A 22428-nucleotide genomic window follows, 5' to 3' on the forward strand; every position below is an offset into this window, starting at 1 on the left:
AGCGGATCGGCCACTAACCTAACAAGGAGGCGTGTCATGGAAATCAACAACGAAACGATCTTCATTACAGGTGCCAATCGCGGCCTAGGTCTGGCCTTCGCACGCGAGGCCGTCCGGCGCGGAGCAAAGAAGGTCTACGCAGGCATGCGCAACACAAAAGGCTTCGACGAACCCGGTGTCGTGCCAATCCGCATCGACGTCACCGATCCGGCCTCGGTCGCCGCCGCAGCCGAGGCTGCAGCAGATACAACGATTCTGATCAACAATGCAGGTATTGCCGCCCTGATCGACAATCCCTTGGCGGTCGATTTCGAGGCTCAATCGAAGGCGTTGTTTGACACCAATTACTATGGCGTGGCGCGCGTCACACAGGCGTTCGAGCCTGGCCTTTCCAAAGTGCCCCGTGCCGCCATTATCAACGTCCTTTCTGATATCGTATGGCTGCCACGGCCCTATCTGACACCATATGCCGCGTCGAAGGCCGCCGCCTGGAGCTATACGAACCAGTTACGGTTCCACCTTGCGGGCCGCAGCATCCAGGTGCTCGCTCTTCACGTCGGCTTCCTGGACACGGATTTGACGAACGGTATCGACGTGCCGAAGACCAGCCCGGTGAACGTGGCAATACAGACGTATGACGCACTGTCCGCCGGAAAGAGCGAGGTCATGGCCGACAAGGGCACGGTTCTGTTAAAGAGCACCTTGGCGGACGAGGTTCCCGGCTACATCACACCCCCGCCGGGATTGTTCTGAATAGCCGGCGCGATGGCAATAAAGGATGGCGTCTTCCGCGGGCTGTGTGAAGACGCCCGGAGAATGGATTTGAAAGGAACGGAAATGTTGTCGGCAAATCAGCCTCTGGGAATCGACCAGTGCAATTGCAACGCCATGCGTAAGGCGAGCCGCCAGATCACCCGCCTCTATGACGCTCACCTCGAACCGGTCGGGCTGCGCATCACCCAGTTCCTCATCCTCGCCGCTCTGGCTGAGGCTGAAAGCGCGACCGTCATCGCGCTGGCCGAGCGCCTCGATGTTGAACGCACGGCAATGGGGAAGATGGTCGGTTTCCTGGAGAGAGACGGCTTTGTCTCCATGAAGCCCTCGCCGACCGATGGCCGCTACCGGGTCATCGAACTGACGCTTGAAGGCCGTCTCCTGCACGAAAGGGCATCGCCCCTCTGGCTTGCGGCCCAGCAAGAGTTTGCGAACCTTAACGGTGCAGCAAACGTAGCCTCACTTCGAACTGAGCTGAACGGGATCGTGGTCGGCAAACACTCTGCGATGTCTTCGGGCGATTGACGCAGGTCTCACCCGGTCTTCGGAACGGGGCTGTTCCCGCGTGAACGGTAGACGACACAACGCTCTTGATGGGCCTCGGACCCGCGACCGCACTCGTGTCTCGCTCGACGCTTCCGCAAATCACTTATAATTTTTACCGGCGAGATGAAATGAATCCACGGAACAGCAAAGCGCTTTCGAAAGCGCCGCGTCCGGGATGATCTACACTTTACCGCGGCGCTTCTCCGTCGCAGGTCGATCGGCTGCGGCGAACGACGCGGCCAAGGCAGCGGGTTGGGGGTATGCATCGAGACGCCGACGCAGCAGGCAGTGGCCGGCGGCGTCGGAGACCGTCAGCCCGCTATGGACGTGATCTCCCGAAAATTAGACGACTTTGAATCCTTCTCGAGCGTCTTGAAATTTACCTTTCAGTTTTATGGCGACCCACAACACTCTCCCCATCGGAGCGCCAAGCTCTGGCTTGGCAACTACCATCAAAAAATCGTCTGTAATTGTAGTATGACCATCAATCGACACTTTTATTTCTGAAATTTTATTACTGCCTCCTTTGTCGGTTGATATATATACATCGAGATCTTTGTTGCTAAAGCCATGGCCCACGATTTTGAAATTCTTGTTTGCAAATAACGGAGCCTCCACAGGGTCCGGGTCTAAATTATCAATTTTAACCTCTACTTCAGCCTTATCCTCGGACATGTTGGCCTCCCTGGTCCGTCCCTATCAGTAGATCAATCATTATCGCCCGATCTGCGAGGTATGAACCCGCCTGATCTTGACATCACGCCGCCGGAGCGGGACAGGGCGCCGCCCGATCGGGACATTCCGCCGCTCGCCGTTCCTCTGGGATCGGCCGAAACCTCGGCCGAGAGCAGGATTTGCTCAAGGGTTCCCGTTTCGGCATCGAGTCTCATCGAGAGATCGGCCTTGTCATAGATCCAGACCCTCATCTCCCTAGCGAGAGCTCCAATTTGGGAACCGAGACCCGTTCGGGCGCTTGAACCAGGGGACCGAGACAAGCTGTCATACCTGAGGGAGCTCGGAGGGGGACCATCGGGATCCGCGCCGGAGCCGTGCACAATGAAGATTGCCGGCCGCCCCAGTTCAACGAAAACTCCCTCGAAAGAGAACGCATAGATTCGCGCGAGAGTGGCCTCGTCCGAACCAAGCTGGCGCCTCAGAAAATTGTTTTTTCCTGTTTTAGGTATCTTGAGAGACCCGTAGACGCTGCCTCTAATGATCAGATCACTGAGTTCACGCCCAAACAGATATACCGCTGATACTCCGAGTAAAGTTTCTTCGTCTGCCACGTCTCCCTCCATCTAGCTGATTATTGACCGATGCCTAATCCCGACAGCAGAACTTTCTCGCGAAAGGTCATCTTCGGAAGCTCTAGATAATCTATCGGCAGTAACGTCCGCGCAGAGAGGACATGGCTGCGATGCTCGCCGCCTTTCACGTGTGCGCCGGCGTGCAATTCGCCGATCGCCCGTTGCCCGAAGTTTCTGCTGATAATTCTTGCGAATTGGCCGCCACTTTCGTTCCGATCAACCGCAAGCATCGTTCTCGCGACATCGCCGTAGTCCAGAAAGTCGGGAACAAGAGCCCACAGGGTTTCCGCCAGATACGTTCCGACGATATCGCGTGCGTCGAGCAGTGCTTCGACAAAACCATCTGGGTTGCGCGCGAAAGCGCGGTCGAAAGCACGCTGCACGGGAGCCTCGGCAGCCGGATCGAACTCGGCAATATCTGCGAGATCCTCAACGGCAGGCGAGATCAAGCCGCGCGCCACCAGGCTCTCATGAAAGATGTCGACGAGGATGTCGAATATCGCGCCGGTGAGTGGTTGCGAGAGCTCATGCTCGTCCTTCCACCCACGAGCGAACTCGGCCATCGTCCTTTTGTTGTTTGCCGACCGTATCTGCCGATGCGGCGAAAATTCCGAAAAGCGAGCAAGGCGATTTGCGCGGTAGAGGTTACCGCGCGTCTCCGCGAGAACATTGTCGATCACGGACGGAAAATGCATGGCCGCGATCAGCGACACGCAGTCGGAGAAGGCCTCCTGGAAGCCAAGATATTCGGGGTACTCGGTTCCCGGGCGCGGCACGCCCAGTACGCTGAAGATGATCGCGTGCCCCACCTCGTGAGCGATGACGTCGAAATCCAGGCTGAAGGGAAGGACGTGCCCGTCATTCTCGAACTGGCTCCCAACTTCGAGGAATCCATAGCCGTACTGCGCGTTGTCCCATCGCGGCAGGATCGAGATTTCCAGACGGTCATAATGATCGCGAAAATGCCAGGTGAGCGGCTGGCCGAGATAGCGTTCCCACACATCCAGGGTGAATCGCACGCAACCAAAAACATGCGCGGCTTCGAAGCCAGCCATCGAAGGTCGAAGATAGTCGAAATTGCCGCACTCGTCGGGGGTGGCCGGCTCGAGGATTTTGCCGGTCCAGGGCGGCAGATACATGTACGGCGTTCCGAGCGGCCCGCGGTTCACACCGTAAGGACCGGTCTTGCCGACCGGCTCCACAACGAACATGCGATTGTCAGCCGGCCCAGCTGTCAGGCTACCCAGCCGAGACGATACTTCAACAATCTCAGGACTAGACCGATCATCTTCAAATGGAGGCTGTACAAAAAGTCTAAACCGGGTGCTCATCCGCTCTCCCCTCAAAAGACTTTTATGATTGCCATTTTAAGTTGACATTCGGCGCTCGCAAGAATTTTAGCAAGTAATAAAATAGAATTAGAAGCAGCCTGCCAGATGTACTTGGCGTTATTCAGACAGCTCAACCAAACTCGAATAGCGCGGGTGATTGCGTATGGAGTCGAGATCGGAATCGTTCTTGAACCACAGCCGCATCTCGATGCCGACTTGAGGCATCCAGACCTCAAGCAAATCTATCGCTCTGTCGATTTCGCCAAGCAGTGCATAGGTGCAGGCGGCATTGTACTGGATGTTTATGTCGTTGGGATCCGTCGCCAGCGCGCGCGCCAACCATTCCAGCGCCATGTCGCGGACCCCGAGAAAGGCCAGCGCCGTCGCTCCCAAGCAGGCAACATTGGCATTTTCCGGATGGAGCCGCAGTTCCTCCTCCGCCCTTTTCAACGCGATCCGCGCATAGCTGCTGGCCTTGTCTATTTGCCCGAGCGAACGAAAGACGTTCACGAGCATGATCGGCGCACCATAATCGGCAGGCTTAATTTCCATTGCGCGCTGAAAGTGCGTAGCCGCCAGTTCGAACTGACCGTCGGTAACGCAAAATTCGGCATAGTACCGATTCGCCTCGTGGCAATCGGCGTCGAGCGACAAAGCCTCTTCGAATGCGGAAACCGCCTCAGTGCGATTGCCGGCGACGGCCAACGCAAACCCCCTGGCCGCGTGTGCCTCTGCCAGGTTGGGATCGATAGCGAGTGCCATCGCCGTGTTCGCGAGAATGTCCTCCACCGGAATCTCCGTGCCGAATTGAGACCGCAGACGTGAATCGCAAACCGCGATGCCGGCATAGGCTCGGGCATAGCCGGGATCCAATTCGATGGCTCTGGCGAAGCTCTGTCTAGCCATCAGATGGTTTGAGCGCGAGGCAATATGGTAGTATTCGCGGCCCCTGAGGTAGTGCGTATAAGCTTCCACGCTCTCTGTCGGCGCCTGCTCGATTGCCTTCTTTTCCTCCGGGAGCAGCTTGACCTTTAGTTGCTCGACGATCGCCTTGGTAATCTCGTCCTGCACTTCGAAGATGTCGGTGAGGTCGCGGTCGTAACGCGCGGCCCACATGTGGCCGTCGCTCGCTGCGTCGATCAATTCAGCATTGATCCTCATATGGTTGCCGGCCTTGCGGACGCTGCCCTCTACGACATAAGCAACCCCGAGTTCCCTGGCGATGCGCTGCAGGTTCTCGCTGCGGCCTTTCCATGTGAAGACAGTGTTGCGGCTTAGTACAAACAGGCCTGAAACATTCGATAGGTCAGTGATGATGTCCTCGGTGATGCCGTCGCTGAAAAACTCCTGGGCGGGATCGTTGCTGATGTTGGCAAATGGCAGGATGGCAACCGATGGCTTGTTGGTGGGTGCCTGCGTGTGGCCGCTTGCGGCAAGCGGTACCTCCTCGCCGGAGCCGACATTGCCCCAATCGGCAAAATAGACATGGACCGGACGGGAAATGTTCTTGACGGTCTTGGCGCCCTGGTCTGCGAAATTGAGATCGAGCTTGTTTCCGACTTCGTGGCGCACAGCCGCCGAACAGGCAATGCCGCCAGGATCTGCAAGGGCTTGCAGCCGGACCGCCACATTAATGCCGTCCCCATGAAAGTCATCCGCATCGAAGATGATATCGCCCAGGTTCAAGCCTATTCGAAACGCAAAGTGCCGGTCCGCTGGAATCCCAATGTTGCGCTCCAGCATGCCGCGCTGGATTTCGACTGCGCATCGTGCAGCACTGAGCACGCTGCCGAACTCGACCAGGAAACCGTCGCCCATCACCTTGATTATACGCCCGCCGTGGCTCGCGACAGCGGGATCGAAAAGCTCGCGGCGATGCTGACGAAGGGCATCAAGCGTCTCCTCTTCGTTTGCCTCCAGGAGACGGCTGTAGCCCACCACATCGGCAGCCAGGATAGCCGCCAATCGGCGCTCGACAAGCTCTGCGCACATGCCCGTCTCCCCAACGTGCTGGTGGCAATATTACTCAATTCTAGAAGCTGGCCGATCATGTTGCCGGACGATTGTATTACTGACAACTAAAATATCCCTCTGTCGCCGAACCGACAGTTATATCTTCCAGATTTGGCCATCTGGCATCTGCGCCTTCGACTACTGGGCCCGGCCCCCCGGCATTCGCCGCGGCCGGCTCCGTCAGCTCTTCGGAGCGGCGATGCTCTCCCTCGGGATAAGGCTGCTGCGGATGACGGTGCGCACCGCCGCCGCATTCTCTCTCTGGCCAATGGCGTCGAGCAGGAGATCCACCGCTGCGCGCCCCATCTCTTCCACCGGCTGCTTGATCGTCGAGAGCGGCGGCGAGCAGAATTCGCAGACCGGGGAGCCGTCGAAGGAGACGACGGACAGATCACCGGGAATGCTTACACCTCTCCGCTGGACACGGCTGACAAACGAAATGGCCATGTCGTCGCTGGTTGCGATGACGGCCGTCGGCTTTTCGGTCAATTTGGCGAAATCGTCCGCTGCCTGGACGCCGATGTCGAAGCCGTGCTGATAATCGAGATGGCCGCCCGAGCGACGCACCGAGCCCTCCGACAATCCTGCCGCCTCGAGCGCCTCGAGCACGCCGCCATAACGCTCGACATCGTGGTAATTGCCTTCAGGCCCCGCAAGATAGAAGAACCGTCGATGACCCAATCGGATCAGTTCGGCGGTGACGTCGCGCACGGCCTCGCGGTCGTTCGTAATCACGCTCTGCAGGCCGGCATCGCTCATGTCGAGCAGCATCGACACGATCGGCAGACCGGAATTTGCCAGCGAGCGCCCGTCGACCTCCGGGAGCTTCGACGACAGGATGATGGCGCCGCGCACGCTCCCGCCAAAGGCGAGGTCGAGAATATGCCGTTCGGAAATCTCGTCGCGATCGAGGTTGGCGATCATCAGGTTGTAGCCGCCCTGGATCAGCGACTTGTTGATGCTCTGCAGCACCTGCGGAATGATCTGGGAAGCGCCATAGTAGAGCGATCCCGGCAGGATGATCATGATGATGTTGGATTTGCCGACCCTGAGGCCGCGCGCCATGGCGTTCGGCGTGTAGCCCAGCTGCCTGGCAGCGGCATTGATCTTGGCGCGCGTCTTCTCGTTGACCCGTCCGGGATTGGCGAGCGCCCGGCTGACTGTTGATATCGCAACGCCGGCGAGCCGCGCGACATCGGCCATCAATGCACCCGATGGCTCCTCTCCTACCACATCCTTGTTTTTATTCATGTTTATTTCGGTCTCCCGGATGCTTCGATTTGCAACTCTAAGGCAGGCGCCGATTTATAGCAAACGTTTGCCAAAAACCGCTTGCTTAAAAAACCGGCTTGGCTATTATCTAGCCATGGCAAACGATTGCCATTTCTTAATGCGTTGAAAATCCATGGCTTATTGGATGCGGAACGGCTCTTCCGCACGCGGGTAGGTCATGCCTCGATAAATGGACAGGTTATGGCTACTGACAGGCTGCGCTTCGGCGTCGATCTCGTGACATTCTTCCATCCCGGCTTCTGGGGCGTCGACAGCCATGATGCGATCGTCGGCTATGCCCGCGCTGAACCGCGTGCCTTCTGGGACAAGATACTCGACAGCGTCCAGGCCTCCGGGGTCACCGGCGTCGAGCTGACCTTCTCTCCCTTCAACTGGCAGGACGCCATCAAGACCTACGGTTCCGTCGACGCCTTCGCAGCCGAGCTGGCTAGACGGGGCCTGACGCTGTGCAGCGGCTTCTTCGCGGAACTGGAGGCGGCCGGCGATTTCGCTGAGCCCGAGGCCCAGCGCGCGCTGATCGACAAGGCGGAACGATATGCCGATTTCCTGAAAGCCTGCGGCAGCGACATCATGGTGATCGGCGCCCCCTTGCGCCAGACGCTCGGCGCCCAGCCAGTGCAATTCTACGATTTCGACCGCGCCAAGGTGATCGCCGATTTCCTGAACCGGCTCGGTGCAACACTCCATGCCAGGGGCGTGCGGCTCGCGCTGCACACCGAGGCGCACTCGATCTTTGCCGCCGCGCGCGATGTCGATCTGATGATGCTGCTCACCGATCCGGCCTATGTGCACATGTGCCCGGACACGGCCCATATCATCGTTGCCGGCTCCGATCCAATCCAGCTCGTCGATCGCCATCACGAGCGCATGATCATCGCTCATTGGAAGGATGCGATCGGCCCCATGCCCTCAGACACGCCGATCGACAAACATATCCATGAACGCCACCAGCCCTATTTCTGCAGCTTCGGCCTCGGACGGGTCGATTGGCCGGCCTGGATCCGGCTGCTGCGCGACCGGGCCTATGAAGGCTGGGCGATCCTCGAACTCGATGCCGCGCCCGATCCCGTCCGCGACATCGCCAACGGGCTCACGCTCGTCCGGCAGGCGCTCCTGCCGATCTATCGCTGACAGTCATTCCTAAGACAACAAAACGCCCCGCAAAGAGGGCATTTTCAAGAGGTGGAACAATGAAGAACATGATGAAGCTTTTACTTGCCGGCGCAGCAATCGTCGTCCTATCCGCCTCGGCGCATGCCGAGGACAAGCCGACGATCGAAATCATGTCGTCCTGGACGTCGGGCGGCGAAGCGGCTGCCCTCAACGTTATCAAGACCGAGTTCGAAAAGCGCGGCGGCATCTGGAAGGATTCTTCGATTGCCGGCTTTGGTGCGGCCGATGCCGCCTTCCAGAACCGCATCGTCGCCGGTGACGCGCCGGGCGCCAAGCAGGGCGTCATCGGTCTCGCTGCGGCAGATTTCATCAACCAGGGCCTGTTCAATCCGATCGACGACGTGGCCGCCGCCGGCAAATGGGCCGATGCTCTGCCGAAATCGATCCACGACCTCATCACCTATGACGGCAAGGTCTATCTCTCGCCGACCGGCGCCCATGGTGAAAGCTGGCTCTTCTATTCCAAGGAAGCCTTCGAGAAGGCCGGCATTTCGCAAGAGCCCAAGACCTGGGACGAGCTTTTTGCCGATCTCGACAAGCTGAAGGCTGCCGGCATGGTTCCGGTCGCCTGGGGCGGCCAGCCCTGGCAGCAGACCAAGGTCTTCAACATGATCCTGCTCTCGCAGGTCGGGATCGACGGCTTCTTGAAGATCTATGTCGACAAGGACAAGAGCCAGGCCTCCGTCGAAGGTGTGAAGAAGACCCTTGAGATCCTCGGCAAGCTGCGCGGTTATGTCGATGCGGGTGCTGCCGGGCGCAACTGGAACGACGCGACCGCCATGCTGATCACTACCAAAGCCGGCGTGCAGTTCATGGGCGACTGGGCCAAGGGCGAATTCACCGTTGCCGGCAAGGAGCCGGGCAAGGATTATGGCTGCATGATCGTGCCGGAGTCGAAGGGTATGGTCTACATCGCCGACGCCCTCTGGTTCCCGAAGACCGGCAAGGCCGAGACCGACAAAGCACAGAAACTTCTCGCCGAAGTCGTCATGGACCCGACCGTCCAGGTCGAATTCGCTCTCAAGAAGGGCTCTGTTCCGATGCGCTCCGACGTCGACAAGTCGAAGCTGGACGCCTGCGCGCAGAAGGGCGTCGAGCTGATGGCTGCGGGTGCAATCGTACCGGACCAAGCGATCGTGCTGACGCCCCAGCAGGTCGGCGCACTCGACGACTTCGTCGACGAATACTGGAGCGGCGGCTCGAATGATACGGCCTCCGCGGCCGAAAATTTCTTCGCCATCTTCGAGTAGGATAGCGCCTGTGGCGTCGGCCTGACGTCGACGCCACAGCTGCCGGCCGCCGCCTCGCGCGGCGGTGCGAGCCCTGCCTTCCACCCGTCAACGAGCTGGCCGATGTCCATCAAACGCAAGCCCAATTTATCCGCGACCATCGCCCTTTTGCCGACATGGTTCGTCGCCGTCGTGGTCTTCATCGGCACCATGGCCTGGTCGATCCGCCTGTCCTTCACCAATTCCACGCTTTTTCCGTCCTCGACCTATGTCGGCTTGGCGCAGTATTCGAAGCTCTTCTCTTCCGCCAAGTGGCTGGCATCGCTGCAAAACGTGTTGATCTTCGGTGTCCTTTACGTCGCAGGCTGTTTGCTGCTCGGCTTCCTGCTGGCCGCGGCGCTCGACCGCAAGATCCGCTTCGAAAGCGCCTTTAGGACCCTATTCCTCTATCCCTACGCCATGTCCTTCGTGGTGACCGGGCTGATCTGGCAATGGATGCTCAATCCGACGCTCGGCATCCAGGCAAGCGTGCGTTCGCTCGGTTGGGAAAGCTTCGTCCTCGACTGGGTGGTCAATCGCGACATGGCGATCTATGCGCTGGTGCTTGCCGGCGTGTGGCAGGGCGCGGGGCTCGTCATGGTCATTGCGCTCGCCGGCATGCGTGGCATCGAAGGCGAGCAATGGAAGGCGGCGCGGATCGACGGCATTCCCGTCTGGCGCATCTATGTCTCGATCATCCTGCCCCAGCTCGGGCCGGCGCTGGCCGCGGCCGGCATGCTGCTCGCCATGGGCGTGATCAAGACCTACGACATCGTCGTTGCCATGACCAATGGCGGCCCCGGCAATGCGACGGAGGTGCCGGCGAAATTCATCATGGACAATCTGTTCGGGCGCCAGAACCTCGGCCTCGCCACAGCAGGCGCGACGGTGCTTGTCCTCGGGGTGATCATCGCAGTCGCCCCGTTCCGCTACATCATGCACATGCGTGACAAAGCAAAGGGGGCTGCGTGATGGCCCGTCCTCATCCGAACGGCCCGAAGCCGGCACAGATCACCGCCGGACGCATCGGTCTCTATGCCTTCCTTGTCGTCGCCGCACTTTTCTTCCTTCTGCCGCTCTACACCATGGTCGTCACCTCGCTGAAGTCCATGGACGAAATCCGGCTTGGGCAGATCTTTGCCCTGCCGGCCACGCTCGATTTCTCTGCCTGGGCTACCGCCTGGTCGGGCGCCTGCATGGGAACCGTCTGCGTCGGCATTCGCAGCGGCTTCTGGAATTCGGTGGCGATCACCCTCCCCTCGGTCGCGCTCTCGGTCTTTATCGGCGCCGTCAACGGCTATGCGCTGTCGCTCTGGCGGCCGCGCGGGGCAAACCTGCTCTTCGGCCTGTTGATGGCCGGCGGCCTCATCCCCTACCAGATCTTCCTCTATCCGATGGTCCGGGCGATGGCGAATATTGATCTCTATAATTCGCTCGCCGGCATCATTCTCGTGCATGTCATCTTCGGCCTGCCGCTGGTGACGCTGCTCTTCCGCAACTATTTCGTCAGCGTGCCGGAGGAGCTGTGCAAAGCGGCACGCGTCGACGGCGCGGGCTTCTGGCGCATCTTTTTCGAGATCATGCTGCCGATTGCCGTGCCGATGGTCGTGGTGGTCTCGATGCTGCAGTTCACCGGCATCTGGAACGACTTTCTGCTCGGTCTCGTCTTTGCCGGGCGCGACAACCTGCCAATGACCGTGCAGCTCAACAATATCGTCAACACCACGATGGGCGAGCGGACCTACAACGTGAACATGGCGGCGACGATCCTCACCGCCATCGTTCCGCTTGCCATCTATTTCCTGTCCGGCCGCTGGTTCGTGCGCGGCATCGCGGCCGGCGCAGTCAAGGGGTAACGCTTCCATGCAATCTGCCGTCTCCGTCAAGGATCTGAAGATCGCCTATGGTGACCATACGGTGATCGAGAAGATGTCGATCGATATCGCGCCGCGAGAGTTCCTGTTGCTGCTCGGCCCTTCCGGCTGCGGCAAGTCCACGCTTCTGAACGCCATTGCCGGTCTCCAGGACATCACATCAGGCGAGGTCTGGATCTCAGGCAAGAACGTCAGCTGGGAGGAGCCGAAGGACCGCGGCATCGGCATGGTCTTCCAGTCCTACGCGCTCTATCCGCGTATGTCGGTCCGCAAGAACCTCTCCTTCGGACTTCGCGTCGCCGGCCTGCCGAAGGCCGAGATCGAGGCCCGTGTCGCCCGCACCGCGGCGCTCCTCCAGCTCGACAAGCTGCTCGACCGGCGTCCTGCCGAGCTTTCCGGCGGTCAGCGCCAGCGCGTCGCCATCGGCCGGGCGCTGGTACGCGAAGTGGATGTCTTCCTGTTCGACGAGCCACTGTCGAACCTCGATGCCAAGCTGCGCAACGAATTGCGCGTCGAGATCAAGAAGCTGCACCAGCGCCTCGGCAACACCATGATCTACGTCACCCACGACCAGGTCGAGGCTCTGACGCTGGCCGACCGCATCGCCATCATGCGCGATGGCGTCATCCAGCAACTCGCCTCGCCGGCTGAAATCTACCGCCGTCCGGCCAATCTCTTCGTTGCCGGCTTCATCGGCGCTCCGGCGATGAATTTCGCCGAGGGCCGGATCGAGCGCGGCAGCGGCGCGCTGGTCTTCCGGAGCAAGGACCTCACTGTCGATCTCTCCGGTTATTCCTTTCGAGCGGGCGCAGCGGAAGGACCTGCTACACTCGGCTTTCGCCCGGAACACCTTGTGCTCGATGGCGCCACGAGCGGCCTGCCCACCATTCCCGGTCGCGTTTCCGTCGTCGAGCCGATGGGTTCGGACGCCGTCGTCTGGTTCGACTGGGCAGACCAGAGCCTCTCGCTCCGGCTCATGGGCGATGTCACCCTGCAGCCCGGCGATGCCGTGGCTCCCGGGCTCGATATCGCCAAGGCATCCCTCTTCGGCGCTGACGGATCGCGGCTGTGACGCGCCATCCCTTTGTTTTCCCGCAATTCCGGACGCCCTTCGCGCCGTTTTGAGGATTGCTCCAGGACAGGATTTGGAACTACATGTCTGAGATCGTCTATGATGCGCTGGTGATCGGCTCCGGCGCGGCGGGTTCCTTTGCGGTAAAGGAACTGACAGCACAGGGATTATCGGTGCTGCTGCTCGAGGCCGGCCCCGCCGTCGGACCGAAGGATTTCGATCCCGCGCGCAAGAAGGCGCCCGCAAGCAGCATCAATATCTGGGAGCGCGCGCGGGCCACCCTCAAGGGCCAGCCGATCCAGGCGCGCGCAGCCTTTTTCACCGAGCGCTTCAGCCATTTCTTCGTCAATGACCGCAAGAACCCCTATACGACGCCGAAGGGCGAACCCTTCCTCTGGATCCGCGGCCGCCAGGGCGGCGGGCGGCTCCACAGTTTCGGCCGGGTGCTGCTGCGCTGGACCGACGACGATTTCAAGATCCGCTCACGCGCCGGAAAGGGCGTGGACTGGCCGGTCTCCTATGACGAGCTGGTGCCTTTCTACGACGAGGTCGAGGCCTATCTCGGGCTCTACGGCAACAAGGATAACGTGGCCACGCTGCCGGACGGCATCTATGCGAAGCCGGCAAGCCTGACGCCCGCCGAACAGATCTTCAAGCAGGTGGTTGAAAACCGCTGGCCGGAAAGGCACGTCGTCTCCTGGCGCTACATCGCGCCTGACGCCGACCGGATGCCGCGACCGCTGCGAGAAGCAAAGGCGACGGGTGAGTTGACCATCCGCTACGACGCCGTCGTTCGCCGCATCACCACGGATGAGAAGACCGGCCGCGCCACCGGCGCGGAATACATCGATCGCAACACGGGCGCGGTATCAACGGCTCGCGCTGTAACGGTGGTGCTTTCGGCCTCGCCGATTGAGAGCGTGAGGCTGCTTTTGAATTCGGCTTCGGCGAAACATCCAGATGGGCTCGGCAACAGCTCGGGCGCTCTCGGTCGCTATTTCATGGACCAGCTGCCGTGCCTCGCCTTCGGCTCCTTTTCGAAGGCGAAGGGTTGGGCACCCGACGAATCCGCGCCGACCGACCCCTTCTACAATCCGTCGGGCGGGGTCTTCATTCCCCGCTTCGGAGAGGGCGACGCCGCCCGCGGCGATTTCGACTACCAGGGAAGCGTCGGCCGCGCGCCGGTCTCCGGGGACAGAGATGCACGCCTCGCCTTCTTCGGCTTCGGCCGTATGCTGCCCTATGGCGACAACCGCATCACGCTCGATGTCAGGCGTAGGGATGCCTGGAACATTCCCGTGCCGCATATCCGCTGCGTCATGCAAGAGGAGGAGCAGGCACTGCTCAAAAGGCAGGAGGAGACGCTGATCGCCATGATCAGGGAGATTGGCGGCGACCTCGAATTCATCGGCTCGCCCACCGGCCTCAAGGAAATGGGCAAGGGCGCCTTTCCCGAAGCCGATGCCTTCAGCCGCTTCATGTTCCGCAAATGGTTCCGCAAGACCATGTGCATGGGCGCCGCAATCCATGAGACGGGCGGCGCGCGCATGGGCGAAAACCGGCAAGCTTCTGTGCTCAATCCCTACAACCAGGTCTGGGATGCCCCGAACCTCATCGTCACCGACGCCAGCGCCTTCCCCGGCAGCGGCATCGCCGGCACCACGCTCACCGTCATGGCCCTGACGATCCGCGCCTGCCGGAACCTTGTCGACCAATACCGGACGGGACAGCTATAGGCGCAAAGTCGAAGTGTCCTGTTTCTGCAAAGTTGGAATGTCACTCTCCCGGCGTTTGATTGGCTGGGAGACGAACGGATGCGCCTTCTTTGCCGAAGATTTAGAGGACCGTTCTCACCCCGCTGATTACACCGGATGTAATTGAGGGCATTCCCTGTCCCGCGATATTAGTGAACGGCCTTCCTGCAGGAGGAACATTCCCGTCAACAGAAGCGGCCGACCAACGCGATGTCGACGGCTAAGCTGCCGTCGACAGTACGAGGCGGCCGAGGAGAACGACGATGACGACCATGAATTTTACCAAACGAGACCCCCCTGAATGGCTGTTGGCCTTCTGGAAGGAGATCGATGACAAAACCTTCGGCGAAGGCTTCGACTGCTTGGCGCAGGATGCTACCTGCAATCTGGGCGTCGCCGACTGGAAGGGGCGAGAGCCATTCGCACGAACCTGCGCGCCTTCATCGACACGGGTTTCTCAGCGCTTCACGACGTAACGGAATATTGGGACGGTGGCTCGCTCAAGATCTTCCGCGGGACTGTCACCATGACGCCCGATGACGAAGCTCAACCGGTTGTCAAACCGGTGATGACGCACTTCTTCTATATGGATGAACGAGAGCCGGGCAAGGTTGGCCGCTGGTGCGGATCGGTCGGCCCGATTGCCTTCTGACCGACATCGCCGCTGGCGGGAGCGTTATCGCCCCCGCCGGCCATCAGCCGCACACATGGAGATCGCTAAAAAGATGAGCTCGACGCACGGCCATTCAGGCGCAATACTGAACGAGCTTGGCATCCAGTTGCGCGCCTGGCGCGACACGCGGGGCAAGAGCCAGCTGGATCTCTCACTCGACACCGGCATATCGCAGCGTCAGATCAGCTTCATCGAGAGTGGCCGAAGCACGCCCGGCCGCCACAATCTGCTGCATCTGGCCGATGCCCTTGATGTGCCGTTCCGGGAGCGCAATACGCTGCTGCTTGCCGCCGGCTATGCCCCGATTTACGCCGAAGGCGGTATCGACGATGTGGAAATGAAAGGCGTCACGGATGCGTTAAGGCGCATGCTTGTTCAGCATGAACCGTTTCCGGCAGTTGTCATGGATCGCTATTGGAACGTGGTGATGACGAACGACGCGACGCAGCGCTTCTTCAATAGCTTCATCGACATGGCGGCACGGGAAAAAACCGCGCAGTCTGCTGCACCTGATATTCGATCCGGCCGGCTTGCGGCCCTGCATTGCGAATTGGGAGGAAACGGCAAAGAGCCTGATGGCGCGGGTGTTCAGGGAGTCCGTGGGCCGCGTCATCGATAAGCGCACCAAGGCGCTGATCGATGCGCTCCTCGCCTATCCGGATGTGGACAGTGCCTGGAAGGTCTCGACGACAGCAGACAGCACACCGGTCATTCCATTGTCGTTCATCAAGGACGGGCAGGTTCTGAGTTTCTTCTCGCTGGTGACCACGGTTGGCACCGCACAGACGATAACGACCCAGGAACTGAGGATCGAGTGCATGTTCCCGTTGGATGATGCCACCGAGGTGGAATACGCCAAGCTGATGAACCAGGCCGGCATGCGTTAATCCCGGATCGACGGGGCTGTTCCGGCTTTGGGTTAGCCGAACCGTCACACAAACTTCGCAGTGACATGCTCCTGTCGAAATAAGCAGGAAGGAAAAGGCCATGACTCAAACACCTCAGGACCAGCTCAGCCGTATTAAGGCCGAAATCGCCGACAGCTTCGATGAAGAGCTGGAAATGCAGATGGAGGAAGACCGGCTGGACGATCTGGTCGCCGAAGGAATGTCGGAACCGGCGGAGCAGACGATCGAACGAAAGATCTACTTCCGGGAGCTGTTCCGGCTGCAGCATGAACTGGTGCGGTTGCAGGATTGGGTTCAGCATAAGAAGCTGAAGGTGGTGGTGCTGTTCGAAGGCCGGGATTCGGCCGGCAAGGGTGGCGCGATCAAGCGCGTGACCCAGCGGCTCAATCCGCGCGTTTGCCGGACGGTCGCGCTGCCCGCGCCCACCGAGCGGGAACGTCATCAATGGTATTTCCAGCGTTATGTCCCGCACCTTCCGACCGCCGGCGAAATGGTGCTCTTTGACCGAAGCTGGTACAATCGCGCCGGTGTCGAGCGCGTCATGGGATTCTGCACCGAGGAAGAACTCGAGGAGTTCTTCCGCTCGGTGCCTGAATTCGAACGGATGCTCGTCCGCTCCGGAATCGTGCTGATCAAGTACTGGTTTTCGATCACCGACGAGGAGCAGGAATTCCGCTTCAAGATGCGCATCCACGATCCGCTGAAGCAATGGAAGCTCTCACCGATGGATATGGAAAGCCGTGTCCATTGGGAGGAATACACCAAAGCCAAGGAAGAAATGCTGGCGCGGACGCACACGGAGGACGCACCCTGGTGGGTGGTACAGGCTGTAGACAAGAAACGCGCGCGTTTGAACTGCATTGCCCATCTTCTCGATCAGATCCCTTACGAGGATGTTCCGAAACCTGAGATCCAGTTGCCGGACCGCATCCGTCACGCTGATTACAACAGGGCGCCGGTTCCGCCTGAAATGCTCGTGCCGGAGCGCTATTGACAGCATAGCCGCAACGGCGGCCCTAAATCGGAATCGATTTAGGGGTTGTTACGCTACGCCACGGAAGAGCGTGGCGTAGCGTTGGATCGCCGGCGACCTTCAGGCGGCGACATCAGCCATGCGGTTCAATTCCGAGACGGCGTCATCCGGCAGCACGAGCCCGGCGGCGGCGAGGTTCTCCCTGAGATGGCCGACGGACGAAGTGCCGGGGATCAGCAGGATGTTTTCCGCGCGACGCAGCAGCCAGGCGAGCGCTACCTGCATAGGCGTGGCATTGAGGCGTGCGGCGACATCGGACAGGGTGGACGACTGCAGCGGGCTGAACCCGCCGAGCGGGAAGAATGGCACATAGGCAATGCCGTCGCGCGCGAGATCGTCGATCAGGGCATCGTCGGCCCGATGCGCCAGATTGTACTGGTTCTGCACGCAGACGATCTCGGTGATCCCACGCCCCTCGGTGATCTGCTTGGATGTGACGTTGCTCAGCCCGACGTGACGTACCAGGCCTTGCCGCTGAAGATCGGCCAGCACCGTCAGCGGCGCTTCGATCGACCCTTCGGCCGGGCCGTGCACGTCGAACATGATCCTCAGATTAACGACATCAAGCACATCGAGGCCGAGATTGCGGAGGTTGTCGTGTACTGCCTCCGTCAGCTCTTCCCGCGAGAAGGCCGGAATCCACGATCCGTCCGCGCCGCGCCGGGCGCCGATCTTGGTGACGATGACGAGATCGTCGCGATAGGGATGCAGCGCTTCACGGATGATCTGGTTGGTGACGTGCGGGCCATAGAAGTCGCTGGTGTCGATGTGGTTTACGCCGCTCGCGACCGCCTCTCGCAGCACGGCCAAGGCCGCGCCATGATCTTTGGGCGGGCCAAACACGCCGGGCCCGGCAAGCTGCATGGCGCCATAGCCGAGTCGCTTCACGCTGCGGCCGCCGAGGTTGAACGCGCCGGACTGATCGATAGTGGACATGGTCTAATTCCTTTCAAGAGATGACGCCAAGATAGGCCCAAGAGATAAGCCCAAGATAAGCATTGTCGGCACGTGTGAAAATTGGCTACAATCCGCACGGGCTGTGCGGAGTAGCGAACAGTGAAAGCAGATCTGGGTGATCTCAATGCCTTCGTTGCCGTGGCGCGTGCCGGGGGTTTTCGCGAGGGCGCGCGCGTAAGCGGCAGCAGCGCCTCCTTCCTCAGTGAAGCGGTGCGTCGCCTGGAGGCCCAGCTCGGCGTCAGGCTGCTCAACCGGACGACACGCAGCGTCGTCCCGACCGAAGCGGGCAAGGGCTTGCTGGAGCGGCTCGGCCCTGCTTTGAGCGAGGTGGAGTCTGCCCTCGACGTCGTCAACGGTTTTCGCGACAGGCCGGCCGGTGCGTTGCGCCTCAATGTGCCGGTCAGCGCGGCGCGGCTGGTGCTGCCTGCCATCGTTCCACCGTTCCTCGCCGCCTATCCCGATATTCGGCTGGAGGTGGTCACCGACGAGAGCTTTGTCGACGTGATCGCGGCCGGCTGCGACGCCGGCATCCGCTATGACGAGCGGCTGGAGCAGGATATGATCGCAATACCGATCGGCCCACGCGTCCAGCGCTTTGCCACTGCCGCCTCCCCCGATTACCTCGATCGCCGTGGCCGGCCGCAACATCCGAGCGAGCTGCTCGGCCATGCCTGTCTGCTGGGTCGCTTTTCGAGCGGTGCGATGACGGCGCCGTGGGAGTTCGAGCGCGATGGCGAGATCGTGCGGGTCGATCCGACGGGCCCGCTGATCGTGCGGGTCGGCGGTGCGACCGACCTGGCCGTCGATGCAGCGATATCGGGAACAGGGATCGTCTGCCTCTTCGAGGACTGGTTGCGCCCGCATATCGACAGCGGCGCGCTCGAGCCCATCCTCCAACCGTGGTGGCAGCGCTTCTCTGGGCCGTTTCTCTATTATCCTGGACGGCGTCTGGTGCCGGCGCCGCTGAGGGCATTCATCGATTTCGTCAAGGCATCAGCCAATCAGGCTTGATGTTTTGCGGCCAGAAGGAACGTCGTTGAGCGCTTCCATGCGTCAAAGCTTGACCTCGGCATTGTCGCCCATATCAGGTTTGCTGTTCGAGACCGCGGCGGCGGCCATCTTGATATAGCTGATGATGGTGCCCGGGCTGTCCCAATATTCGGCCGAAGACGGGGTCATCTTGAGGATGCGGATGGAAGGATCGTCGGGGCTGTCCCACCACGCCTTTGCCGGCGTCGCCCATAATTCCCTGATCTTCTCCCGGTCGTTCTGCACCTCGGCCGTCCCCGATACGGAAACATATTTCTGTCCCTTGGTGTCGGCAAAGGCCAGACACACGTTTGGCCAGCGGGCGATCTCATCGTCCTTGTGACTGCTGACATCCGTCAGAAAATAGATCGCATTCTCGAGCTGCGCGGTATAGGCGGACATCGGGCGGGCTTTGAGATCGTCGCCGTTACGGGTCGTCAGCATGCAAAACCCGATCTTGTCGATCAACTCCCATACCCGCGTCGCATCGTCATGCTCTGCCATCGTCATCTCCATCTGTGCAAAAGACGAAGTAACCATCTGCCGAGGCCGATGTTCCCAATGGGCGGTCTATTCAGCCAATTCCCTGAAGGTGATCGAATAACGCAGGCGGTCGACGGGCGGGATGGAATGTTCCCAGAGCGTTCTTGAAGCGCCAGCCATGAGATAGGCCGAGCCGGGTTCAAGGACGAGCGATCGCCGCTGCCATTTGGCACCGTCACGCCGCCTGAGCCTGAAGGTGCAAGACGAGAGCAAGGAGACACCGACGACCCGGCCGAAGACGAATTTGTCCTTGTGCCAGCCGATCGGAGCGCACCCGGGCCATACTCAGTGACCAGCGCCTGCACGAGCGCATCGGGCTCGATGCCGGCGAAGCGCGCCACCACTTCGCGAATGGAAAGCAGCACCGACGGCATCGCATCGGCTCTTCTGACGCGCTGGGTGTCGAAGTCGTATTTCCAGCCGAAGGAAACCGTCCTGCGCTTGCCCTCAAAGCCATGAAAGTCGAAGGCTTTGAAGGCAAGGGTCGGCATTGCCTCAAGAACCATGCGCTGAAGATCCGGACGAACGATCTCAGCAGAATATCGGAACCCCTCAGGGAGCGTCCGGTCCGCCGCACGAAAGAGATCCTCCTGCACGATGATGCTCACTGCGCTCGTGCCTCAATGGACGCTTGGGGTTTTCATGACCATTGCGAAGTCTTCGGCGACCAGTTCGCTGACGGCGATGAGGATTTCCTCCCGGGAAAAGCCCGATGTCAGCGCGCTTTGGATCAGATCCTGAAGATCCGGGTCCACGACATCGCGGCAATCCTCGAGGCGTTCTTCCGAAACGGTGAGGCTATTGAGTTCGTCCATTGTCTGTCCTTTCGGGGAATGTGCCCACTGAAGTCCGGAAAATCCGGTTGGGAATGGTTGCTAGCGGGCAGTGGTGACCCGCTTCGGGCCGGCAAGCAGGCCTTCACGTTGCATCTTCTTGCGTGCAGCCTTGCGCTGACGGCTGATCGCCTGCGCCTTTTCCCTGACGCGCCGTTCGGACGGCTTCTCATAGGCGCGCCGCTCCTTCATTTCACGGAACAGTCCTTCGCGCTGCATTTTCTTTTTCAAGACCCTGAGCGCTTGATCGACATTATTGTCTCTGACGAGTACCTGCATTTCGAGTTCTCCTTGTTTGTGGCGCGACGATCGCCGCTCAGCCGAGCTGCTCGGCGATCAGAGCCCGCAATTCGCGGCGGGTGAGAAGACAGGGAAACGGCTTCCAGTTCCCAGCAACGCGGCCGACAGCCTCGTCATCGTCACGTGGTTTCGCCGCCGCAACCGCGGTGGCTGTATTTATGTGGTTCAAAAAGAAATCCTTTGCCGATCTCGGCCGGCATCATCGATTGTTTGTGGGATTGCCCGTCACGCAGCCACAATGGCGCGCACGGATACACAAGCGTTTCAATCATGAGCCAGCAATGGCTCAGATTTCCGCCTGATCTGGTATTCGAGCAACATAGGTATCGGCGGGCACAATTGCAACGGACAGCCCGGATGGCATGACGCGGGCATCGCCAATCGCCTTCAGATATACTCTGCACCATTTTATTCAAGTTAGCCGGGTATAGTTTCTGCCGAATTTTCTTCAATTTGGCTTGAAAGTGACATTATTCCGCCGGAATGGAAGCAACGGGGAGATCGGCATCGAAATTAACCTTCTGTTAAATAGACCATTGACTTGTAGTATTAATAGGTTGTTAAAGGAGCCGCTCGCTGAGGTCGAAATTGACCCGCCAATAAACAATTTGAGGAGAGTGCAATGGCTTCGCCAATTCATGCAACTGATGATAGTGCAACATTTAAAGAAACTGACGTTATTTCCGGAAATCTGCTTTCCAACGATTCATCCGACAACGGCCACCTGTTCCTGCGCGCCTTTGATGGCGCAAGCGTTGGCGCCAAGGCTGGCAACAGCCAGGTCACCGAGATCCAGGGCGACTACGGCACCTTCTTCGTCAAGCCCGATGGCAGCTACACCTATGTCCTGAGCGACGCTGCCAAGATCGGCTTCGCCAACGGCGAATCCTACCAGGAGAAGGTTTCCTACAAGATTTCCGACGGCAGCGGTCATACCGATGTCGGTCTGTTCACCCTGAACATCCAGGGCGTAACCCAGGTAAAGCCGATTGCTGTCGACGACCACTACAGCTTCAACGAAGGTAGCGCCATCGGCGGTAACGTTCTGGACAACGACATTGCCGGCGACAACGGCAAGCTCTTCCTTCGTCAGTTCGACGGCACGAACGTCAGCGCCAAGAGCGGCGTCGACGCTGTTACCGACATCGTCGGCGACCATGGCATCTTCCACGTCAAGCCGAATGGCGAATTCACCTACACGCTGACGGAAGACCTGACTGCCGGTCAGAACGTCACGGAAACCGTCCAGTACTACAAGATCTCCGATGGCGAAGGCCACACGGATGTTGGCGTTCTGACGCTCAACATCACGGGCACCGACGCTCATCTCGTTTGATCACTTGCGAGAAATCAGTGAGAGACACCGCCCGCCGCGCAATCGGCGGGCGTTTTCATATATCGGCTTGTCATATTCAGCCGGTCTGCAAAGCGGCATAATACTTTTTAGCTAGTTCTTATAAATGCCGGGGCGGCGTAGTCTCGTTGTTCGGAGGACACGCCGTTGACCGAACACATCGAACCCAGGCAAATGGAAACAGACGATCTGACGAAAGTCTGGTCCGTGACCGAGTTTTGCGCGCGTCACCGCATAGGTACCGAGGAACAAGCGCTGCTGCTCAGACTTTTCGGGCCGTTCGCGACTGCCTCCGAGCTGATCCACAATGCCAAGCGCGCCCCAAGATTTAGATAAGGGGCGCTCGACCTGGTCGCCTGCTTGGGGACCGCCTATGGGCTCCGACTCGCGACG

Annotated in this window: 22 protein-coding genes and 3 pseudogenes; 14 read left to right on the forward strand and 11 right to left on the reverse strand. The window is 59.9% G+C overall.

Going from position 1 to position 22428, the window contains the following annotated elements; all coding sequences use genetic code 11:
• Positions 1 to 36: 36 nt before the first annotated feature.
• Together J3P73_RS34060 and J3P73_RS34065 are read left to right on the forward strand one after the other, a co-directional pair.
• Entirely contained in the window at positions 37 to 753 is a 717-nt protein-coding gene (locus J3P73_RS34060) for an SDR family oxidoreductase (RefSeq protein WP_130658007.1), read from the forward strand.
• Between the two features lie 84 nt (positions 754 to 837).
• Entirely contained in the window at positions 838 to 1299 is a 462-nt protein-coding gene (locus tag J3P73_RS34065; protein WP_075223826.1) for a MarR family winged helix-turn-helix transcriptional regulator, read from the forward strand.
• 363 nt (positions 1300 to 1662) lie between these two features.
• On the opposite strand, the gene J3P73_RS34070 is transcribed toward J3P73_RS34065, so the two are convergent.
• The 5 genes from J3P73_RS34070 to J3P73_RS34090 form a co-directional block, all read right to left on the reverse strand.
• The gene (locus J3P73_RS34070; RefSeq protein ID WP_130687200.1) at positions 1663 to 1995 is read right to left on the reverse strand and encodes a hypothetical protein; all 333 of its coding nucleotides are present in this window, start codon (positions 1993 to 1995) and stop codon (positions 1663 to 1665) included.
• 32 nt (positions 1996 to 2027) lie between these two features.
• Positions 2028 to 2618, reverse strand: a complete 591-nt coding sequence (locus J3P73_RS34075) for a hypothetical protein (protein ID WP_024320328.1) — start codon at positions 2616 to 2618, stop codon at positions 2028 to 2030.
• Between the two features lie 8 nt (positions 2619 to 2626).
• Positions 2627 to 3958, reverse strand: coding sequence for a gluzincin family metallopeptidase (locus J3P73_RS34080; RefSeq protein WP_207580126.1), 1332 nt, complete (start codon positions 3956 to 3958; stop codon positions 2627 to 2629).
• 117 nt (positions 3959 to 4075) lie between these two features.
• Positions 4076 to 5950: an adenylate/guanylate cyclase domain-containing protein gene (locus J3P73_RS34085; RefSeq protein ID WP_024320330.1), complete on the reverse strand. Its 1875-nt coding sequence runs from the start codon at positions 5948 to 5950 to the stop codon at positions 4076 to 4078.
• A gap of 201 nt (positions 5951 to 6151) precedes the next feature.
• Positions 6152 to 7222: a LacI family DNA-binding transcriptional regulator gene (locus tag J3P73_RS34090; protein ID WP_024320331.1), complete on the reverse strand. Its 1071-nt coding sequence runs from the start codon at positions 7220 to 7222 to the stop codon at positions 6152 to 6154.
• A gap of 222 nt (positions 7223 to 7444) precedes the next feature.
• Here J3P73_RS34090 and J3P73_RS34095 point away from each other — a divergent pair, with 222 nt between their 5' ends.
• The 9 genes and pseudogenes from J3P73_RS34095 to ppk2 all read left to right on the forward strand — a co-directional run bounded on the left by J3P73_RS34095 (position 7445) and on the right by ppk2 (position 16980).
• Positions 7445 to 8395, forward strand: coding sequence for a sugar phosphate isomerase/epimerase family protein (locus tag J3P73_RS34095; protein ID WP_018070646.1), 951 nt, complete (start codon positions 7445 to 7447; stop codon positions 8393 to 8395).
• A 59-nt stretch (positions 8396 to 8454) separates the two neighbouring features.
• Complete coding sequence (locus J3P73_RS34100) at positions 8455 to 9687, forward strand: ABC transporter substrate-binding protein (RefSeq protein ID WP_207580127.1); 1233 nt, start codon at positions 8455 to 8457, stop codon at positions 9685 to 9687.
• Between the two features lie 102 nt (positions 9688 to 9789).
• The gene (locus J3P73_RS34105; RefSeq protein ID WP_024320334.1) at positions 9790 to 10677 is read left to right on the forward strand and encodes a carbohydrate ABC transporter permease; all 888 of its coding nucleotides are present in this window, start codon (positions 9790 to 9792) and stop codon (positions 10675 to 10677) included.
• Positions 10677 to 11561, forward strand: a complete 885-nt coding sequence (locus J3P73_RS34110) for a carbohydrate ABC transporter permease (protein WP_025398247.1) — start codon at positions 10677 to 10679, stop codon at positions 11559 to 11561. Before J3P73_RS34105 ends, J3P73_RS34110 begins: the two co-directional genes overlap by 1 nt.
• Before the next feature lie 7 nt (positions 11562 to 11568).
• Positions 11569 to 12651, forward strand: coding sequence for an ABC transporter ATP-binding protein (locus J3P73_RS34115; RefSeq protein ID WP_207580128.1), 1083 nt, complete (start codon positions 11569 to 11571; stop codon positions 12649 to 12651).
• An 83-nt stretch (positions 12652 to 12734) separates the two neighbouring features.
• Entirely contained in the window at positions 12735 to 14387 is a 1653-nt protein-coding gene (locus J3P73_RS34120) for a GMC oxidoreductase (protein ID WP_207580129.1), read from the forward strand.
• Between the two features lie 281 nt (positions 14388 to 14668).
• A pseudogene (locus tag J3P73_RS34125) lies at positions 14669 to 15057 on the forward strand (nuclear transport factor 2 family protein).
• Between the two features lie 73 nt (positions 15058 to 15130).
• Positions 15131 to 15965 (forward strand): annotated as a pseudogene (locus J3P73_RS34130) (helix-turn-helix domain-containing protein).
• 100 nt (positions 15966 to 16065) lie between these two features.
• Positions 16066 to 16980 carry a polyphosphate kinase 2 gene (ppk2, locus tag J3P73_RS34135; protein ID WP_018070638.1) on the forward strand — a complete coding sequence of 305 codons (915 nt, stop codon included), beginning with the start codon at positions 16066 to 16068 and terminating at the stop codon, positions 16978 to 16980.
• A 99-nt stretch (positions 16981 to 17079) separates the two neighbouring features.
• Here ppk2 and J3P73_RS34140 read toward each other — a convergent pair whose 3' ends face one another.
• Positions 17080 to 17955, reverse strand: a complete 876-nt coding sequence (locus tag J3P73_RS34140) for an aldo/keto reductase family oxidoreductase (RefSeq protein ID WP_018496340.1) — start codon at positions 17953 to 17955, stop codon at positions 17080 to 17082.
• Positions 17956 to 18075: 120 nt separating this feature from the next.
• Between J3P73_RS34140 and J3P73_RS34145 the strand changes: the two genes are divergently transcribed.
• Positions 18076 to 18987, forward strand: coding sequence for a LysR family transcriptional regulator (locus J3P73_RS34145; RefSeq protein WP_130689134.1), 912 nt, complete (start codon positions 18076 to 18078; stop codon positions 18985 to 18987).
• Positions 18988 to 19029: 42 nt separating this feature from the next.
• Here J3P73_RS34145 and J3P73_RS34150 read toward each other — a convergent pair whose 3' ends face one another.
• The 5 genes and pseudogenes from J3P73_RS34150 to J3P73_RS34170 form a co-directional block, all read right to left on the reverse strand.
• The gene (locus tag J3P73_RS34150) at positions 19030 to 19509 is read right to left on the reverse strand and encodes a pyridoxamine 5'-phosphate oxidase family protein (protein ID WP_018070635.1); all 480 of its coding nucleotides are present in this window, start codon (positions 19507 to 19509) and stop codon (positions 19030 to 19032) included.
• Positions 19510 to 19575: 66 nt separating this feature from the next.
• A pseudogene (locus J3P73_RS34155) lies at positions 19576 to 20156 on the reverse strand (alpha-ketoglutarate-dependent dioxygenase AlkB).
• Between the two features lie 12 nt (positions 20157 to 20168).
• Complete coding sequence (locus J3P73_RS34160) at positions 20169 to 20363, reverse strand: hypothetical protein (protein ID WP_075223806.1); 195 nt, start codon at positions 20361 to 20363, stop codon at positions 20169 to 20171.
• Between the two features lie 60 nt (positions 20364 to 20423).
• On the reverse strand, positions 20424 to 20660 hold the full coding sequence (gene rpsU / locus J3P73_RS34165) for a 30S ribosomal protein S21 (RefSeq protein ID WP_018070632.1): 237 nt from the start codon (positions 20658 to 20660) through the stop codon (positions 20424 to 20426).
• 37 nt (positions 20661 to 20697) lie between these two features.
• Complete coding sequence (locus J3P73_RS34170) at positions 20698 to 20850, reverse strand: hypothetical protein (protein ID WP_165419548.1); 153 nt, start codon at positions 20848 to 20850, stop codon at positions 20698 to 20700.
• Positions 20851 to 21303: 453 nt separating this feature from the next.
• On the opposite strand from J3P73_RS34170, the gene rapA2 reads away from it, so the two are divergent.
• Together rapA2 and J3P73_RS34180 are read left to right on the forward strand one after the other, a co-directional pair.
• The gene (gene rapA2, locus J3P73_RS34175; protein WP_018070630.1) at positions 21304 to 22017 is read left to right on the forward strand and encodes a calcium-binding lectin RapA2; all 714 of its coding nucleotides are present in this window, start codon (positions 21304 to 21306) and stop codon (positions 22015 to 22017) included.
• 165 nt (positions 22018 to 22182) lie between these two features.
• On the forward strand, positions 22183 to 22371 hold the full coding sequence (locus J3P73_RS34180; protein ID WP_130689135.1) for a hypothetical protein: 189 nt from the start codon (positions 22183 to 22185) through the stop codon (positions 22369 to 22371).
• The last annotated feature ends 57 nt before the right edge of the window (positions 22372 to 22428 follow it).

This window comes from Rhizobium ruizarguesonis, from assembly GCF_017357285.1.
Taxonomy (GTDB): Bacteria; Pseudomonadota; Alphaproteobacteria; order Rhizobiales; family Rhizobiaceae; genus Rhizobium; species Rhizobium ruizarguesonis.

What these genes read in the sequence shown, in the direction of transcription:
- J3P73_RS34060 (WP_130658007.1), top strand. Translation starts at nt 37, where the DNA reads ATGGAAATCAACAACGAAACGATCTTCATTACAGGTGCCAATCGCGGC.
- J3P73_RS34065 (WP_075223826.1), top strand. Translation starts at nt 838, where the DNA reads ATGTTGTCGGCAAATCAGCCTCTGGGAATCGACCAGTGCAATTGCAAC.
- J3P73_RS34070 (WP_130687200.1), bottom strand. Translation starts at nt 1,995, where the DNA reads ATGTCCGAGGATAAGGCTGAAGTAGAGGTTAAAATTGATAATTTAGAC.
- J3P73_RS34075 (WP_024320328.1), bottom strand. Translation starts at nt 2,618, where the DNA reads ATGGAGGGAGACGTGGCAGACGAAGAAACTTTACTCGGAGTATCAGCG.
- J3P73_RS34080 (WP_207580126.1), bottom strand. Translation starts at nt 3,958, where the DNA reads ATGAGCACCCGGTTTAGACTTTTTGTACAGCCTCCATTTGAAGATGAT.
- J3P73_RS34085 (WP_024320330.1), bottom strand. Translation starts at nt 5,950, where the DNA reads ATGTGCGCAGAGCTTGTCGAGCGCCGATTGGCGGCTATCCTGGCTGCC.
- J3P73_RS34090 (WP_024320331.1), bottom strand. Translation starts at nt 7,222, where the DNA reads ATGAATAAAAACAAGGATGTGGTAGGAGAGGAGCCATCGGGTGCATTG.
- J3P73_RS34095 (WP_018070646.1), top strand. Translation starts at nt 7,445, where the DNA reads ATGGCTACTGACAGGCTGCGCTTCGGCGTCGATCTCGTGACATTCTTC.
- J3P73_RS34100 (WP_207580127.1), top strand. Translation starts at nt 8,455, where the DNA reads ATGAAGAACATGATGAAGCTTTTACTTGCCGGCGCAGCAATCGTCGTC.
- J3P73_RS34105 (WP_024320334.1), top strand. Translation starts at nt 9,790, where the DNA reads ATGTCCATCAAACGCAAGCCCAATTTATCCGCGACCATCGCCCTTTTG.
- J3P73_RS34110 (WP_025398247.1), top strand. Translation starts at nt 10,677, where the DNA reads ATGGCCCGTCCTCATCCGAACGGCCCGAAGCCGGCACAGATCACCGCC.
- J3P73_RS34115 (WP_207580128.1), top strand. Translation starts at nt 11,569, where the DNA reads ATGCAATCTGCCGTCTCCGTCAAGGATCTGAAGATCGCCTATGGTGAC.
- J3P73_RS34120 (WP_207580129.1), top strand. Translation starts at nt 12,735, where the DNA reads ATGTCTGAGATCGTCTATGATGCGCTGGTGATCGGCTCCGGCGCGGCG.
- ppk2 (WP_018070638.1), top strand. Translation starts at nt 16,066, where the DNA reads ATGACTCAAACACCTCAGGACCAGCTCAGCCGTATTAAGGCCGAAATC.
- J3P73_RS34140 (WP_018496340.1), bottom strand. Translation starts at nt 17,955, where the DNA reads ATGTCCACTATCGATCAGTCCGGCGCGTTCAACCTCGGCGGCCGCAGC.
- J3P73_RS34150 (WP_018070635.1), bottom strand. Translation starts at nt 19,509, where the DNA reads ATGGCAGAGCATGACGATGCGACGCGGGTATGGGAGTTGATCGACAAG.
- J3P73_RS34160 (WP_075223806.1), bottom strand. Translation starts at nt 20,363, where the DNA reads ATGGACGAACTCAATAGCCTCACCGTTTCGGAAGAACGCCTCGAGGAT.
- rpsU (WP_018070632.1), bottom strand. Translation starts at nt 20,660, where the DNA reads ATGCAGGTACTCGTCAGAGACAATAATGTCGATCAAGCGCTCAGGGTC.
- rapA2 (WP_018070630.1), top strand. Translation starts at nt 21,304, where the DNA reads ATGGCTTCGCCAATTCATGCAACTGATGATAGTGCAACATTTAAAGAA.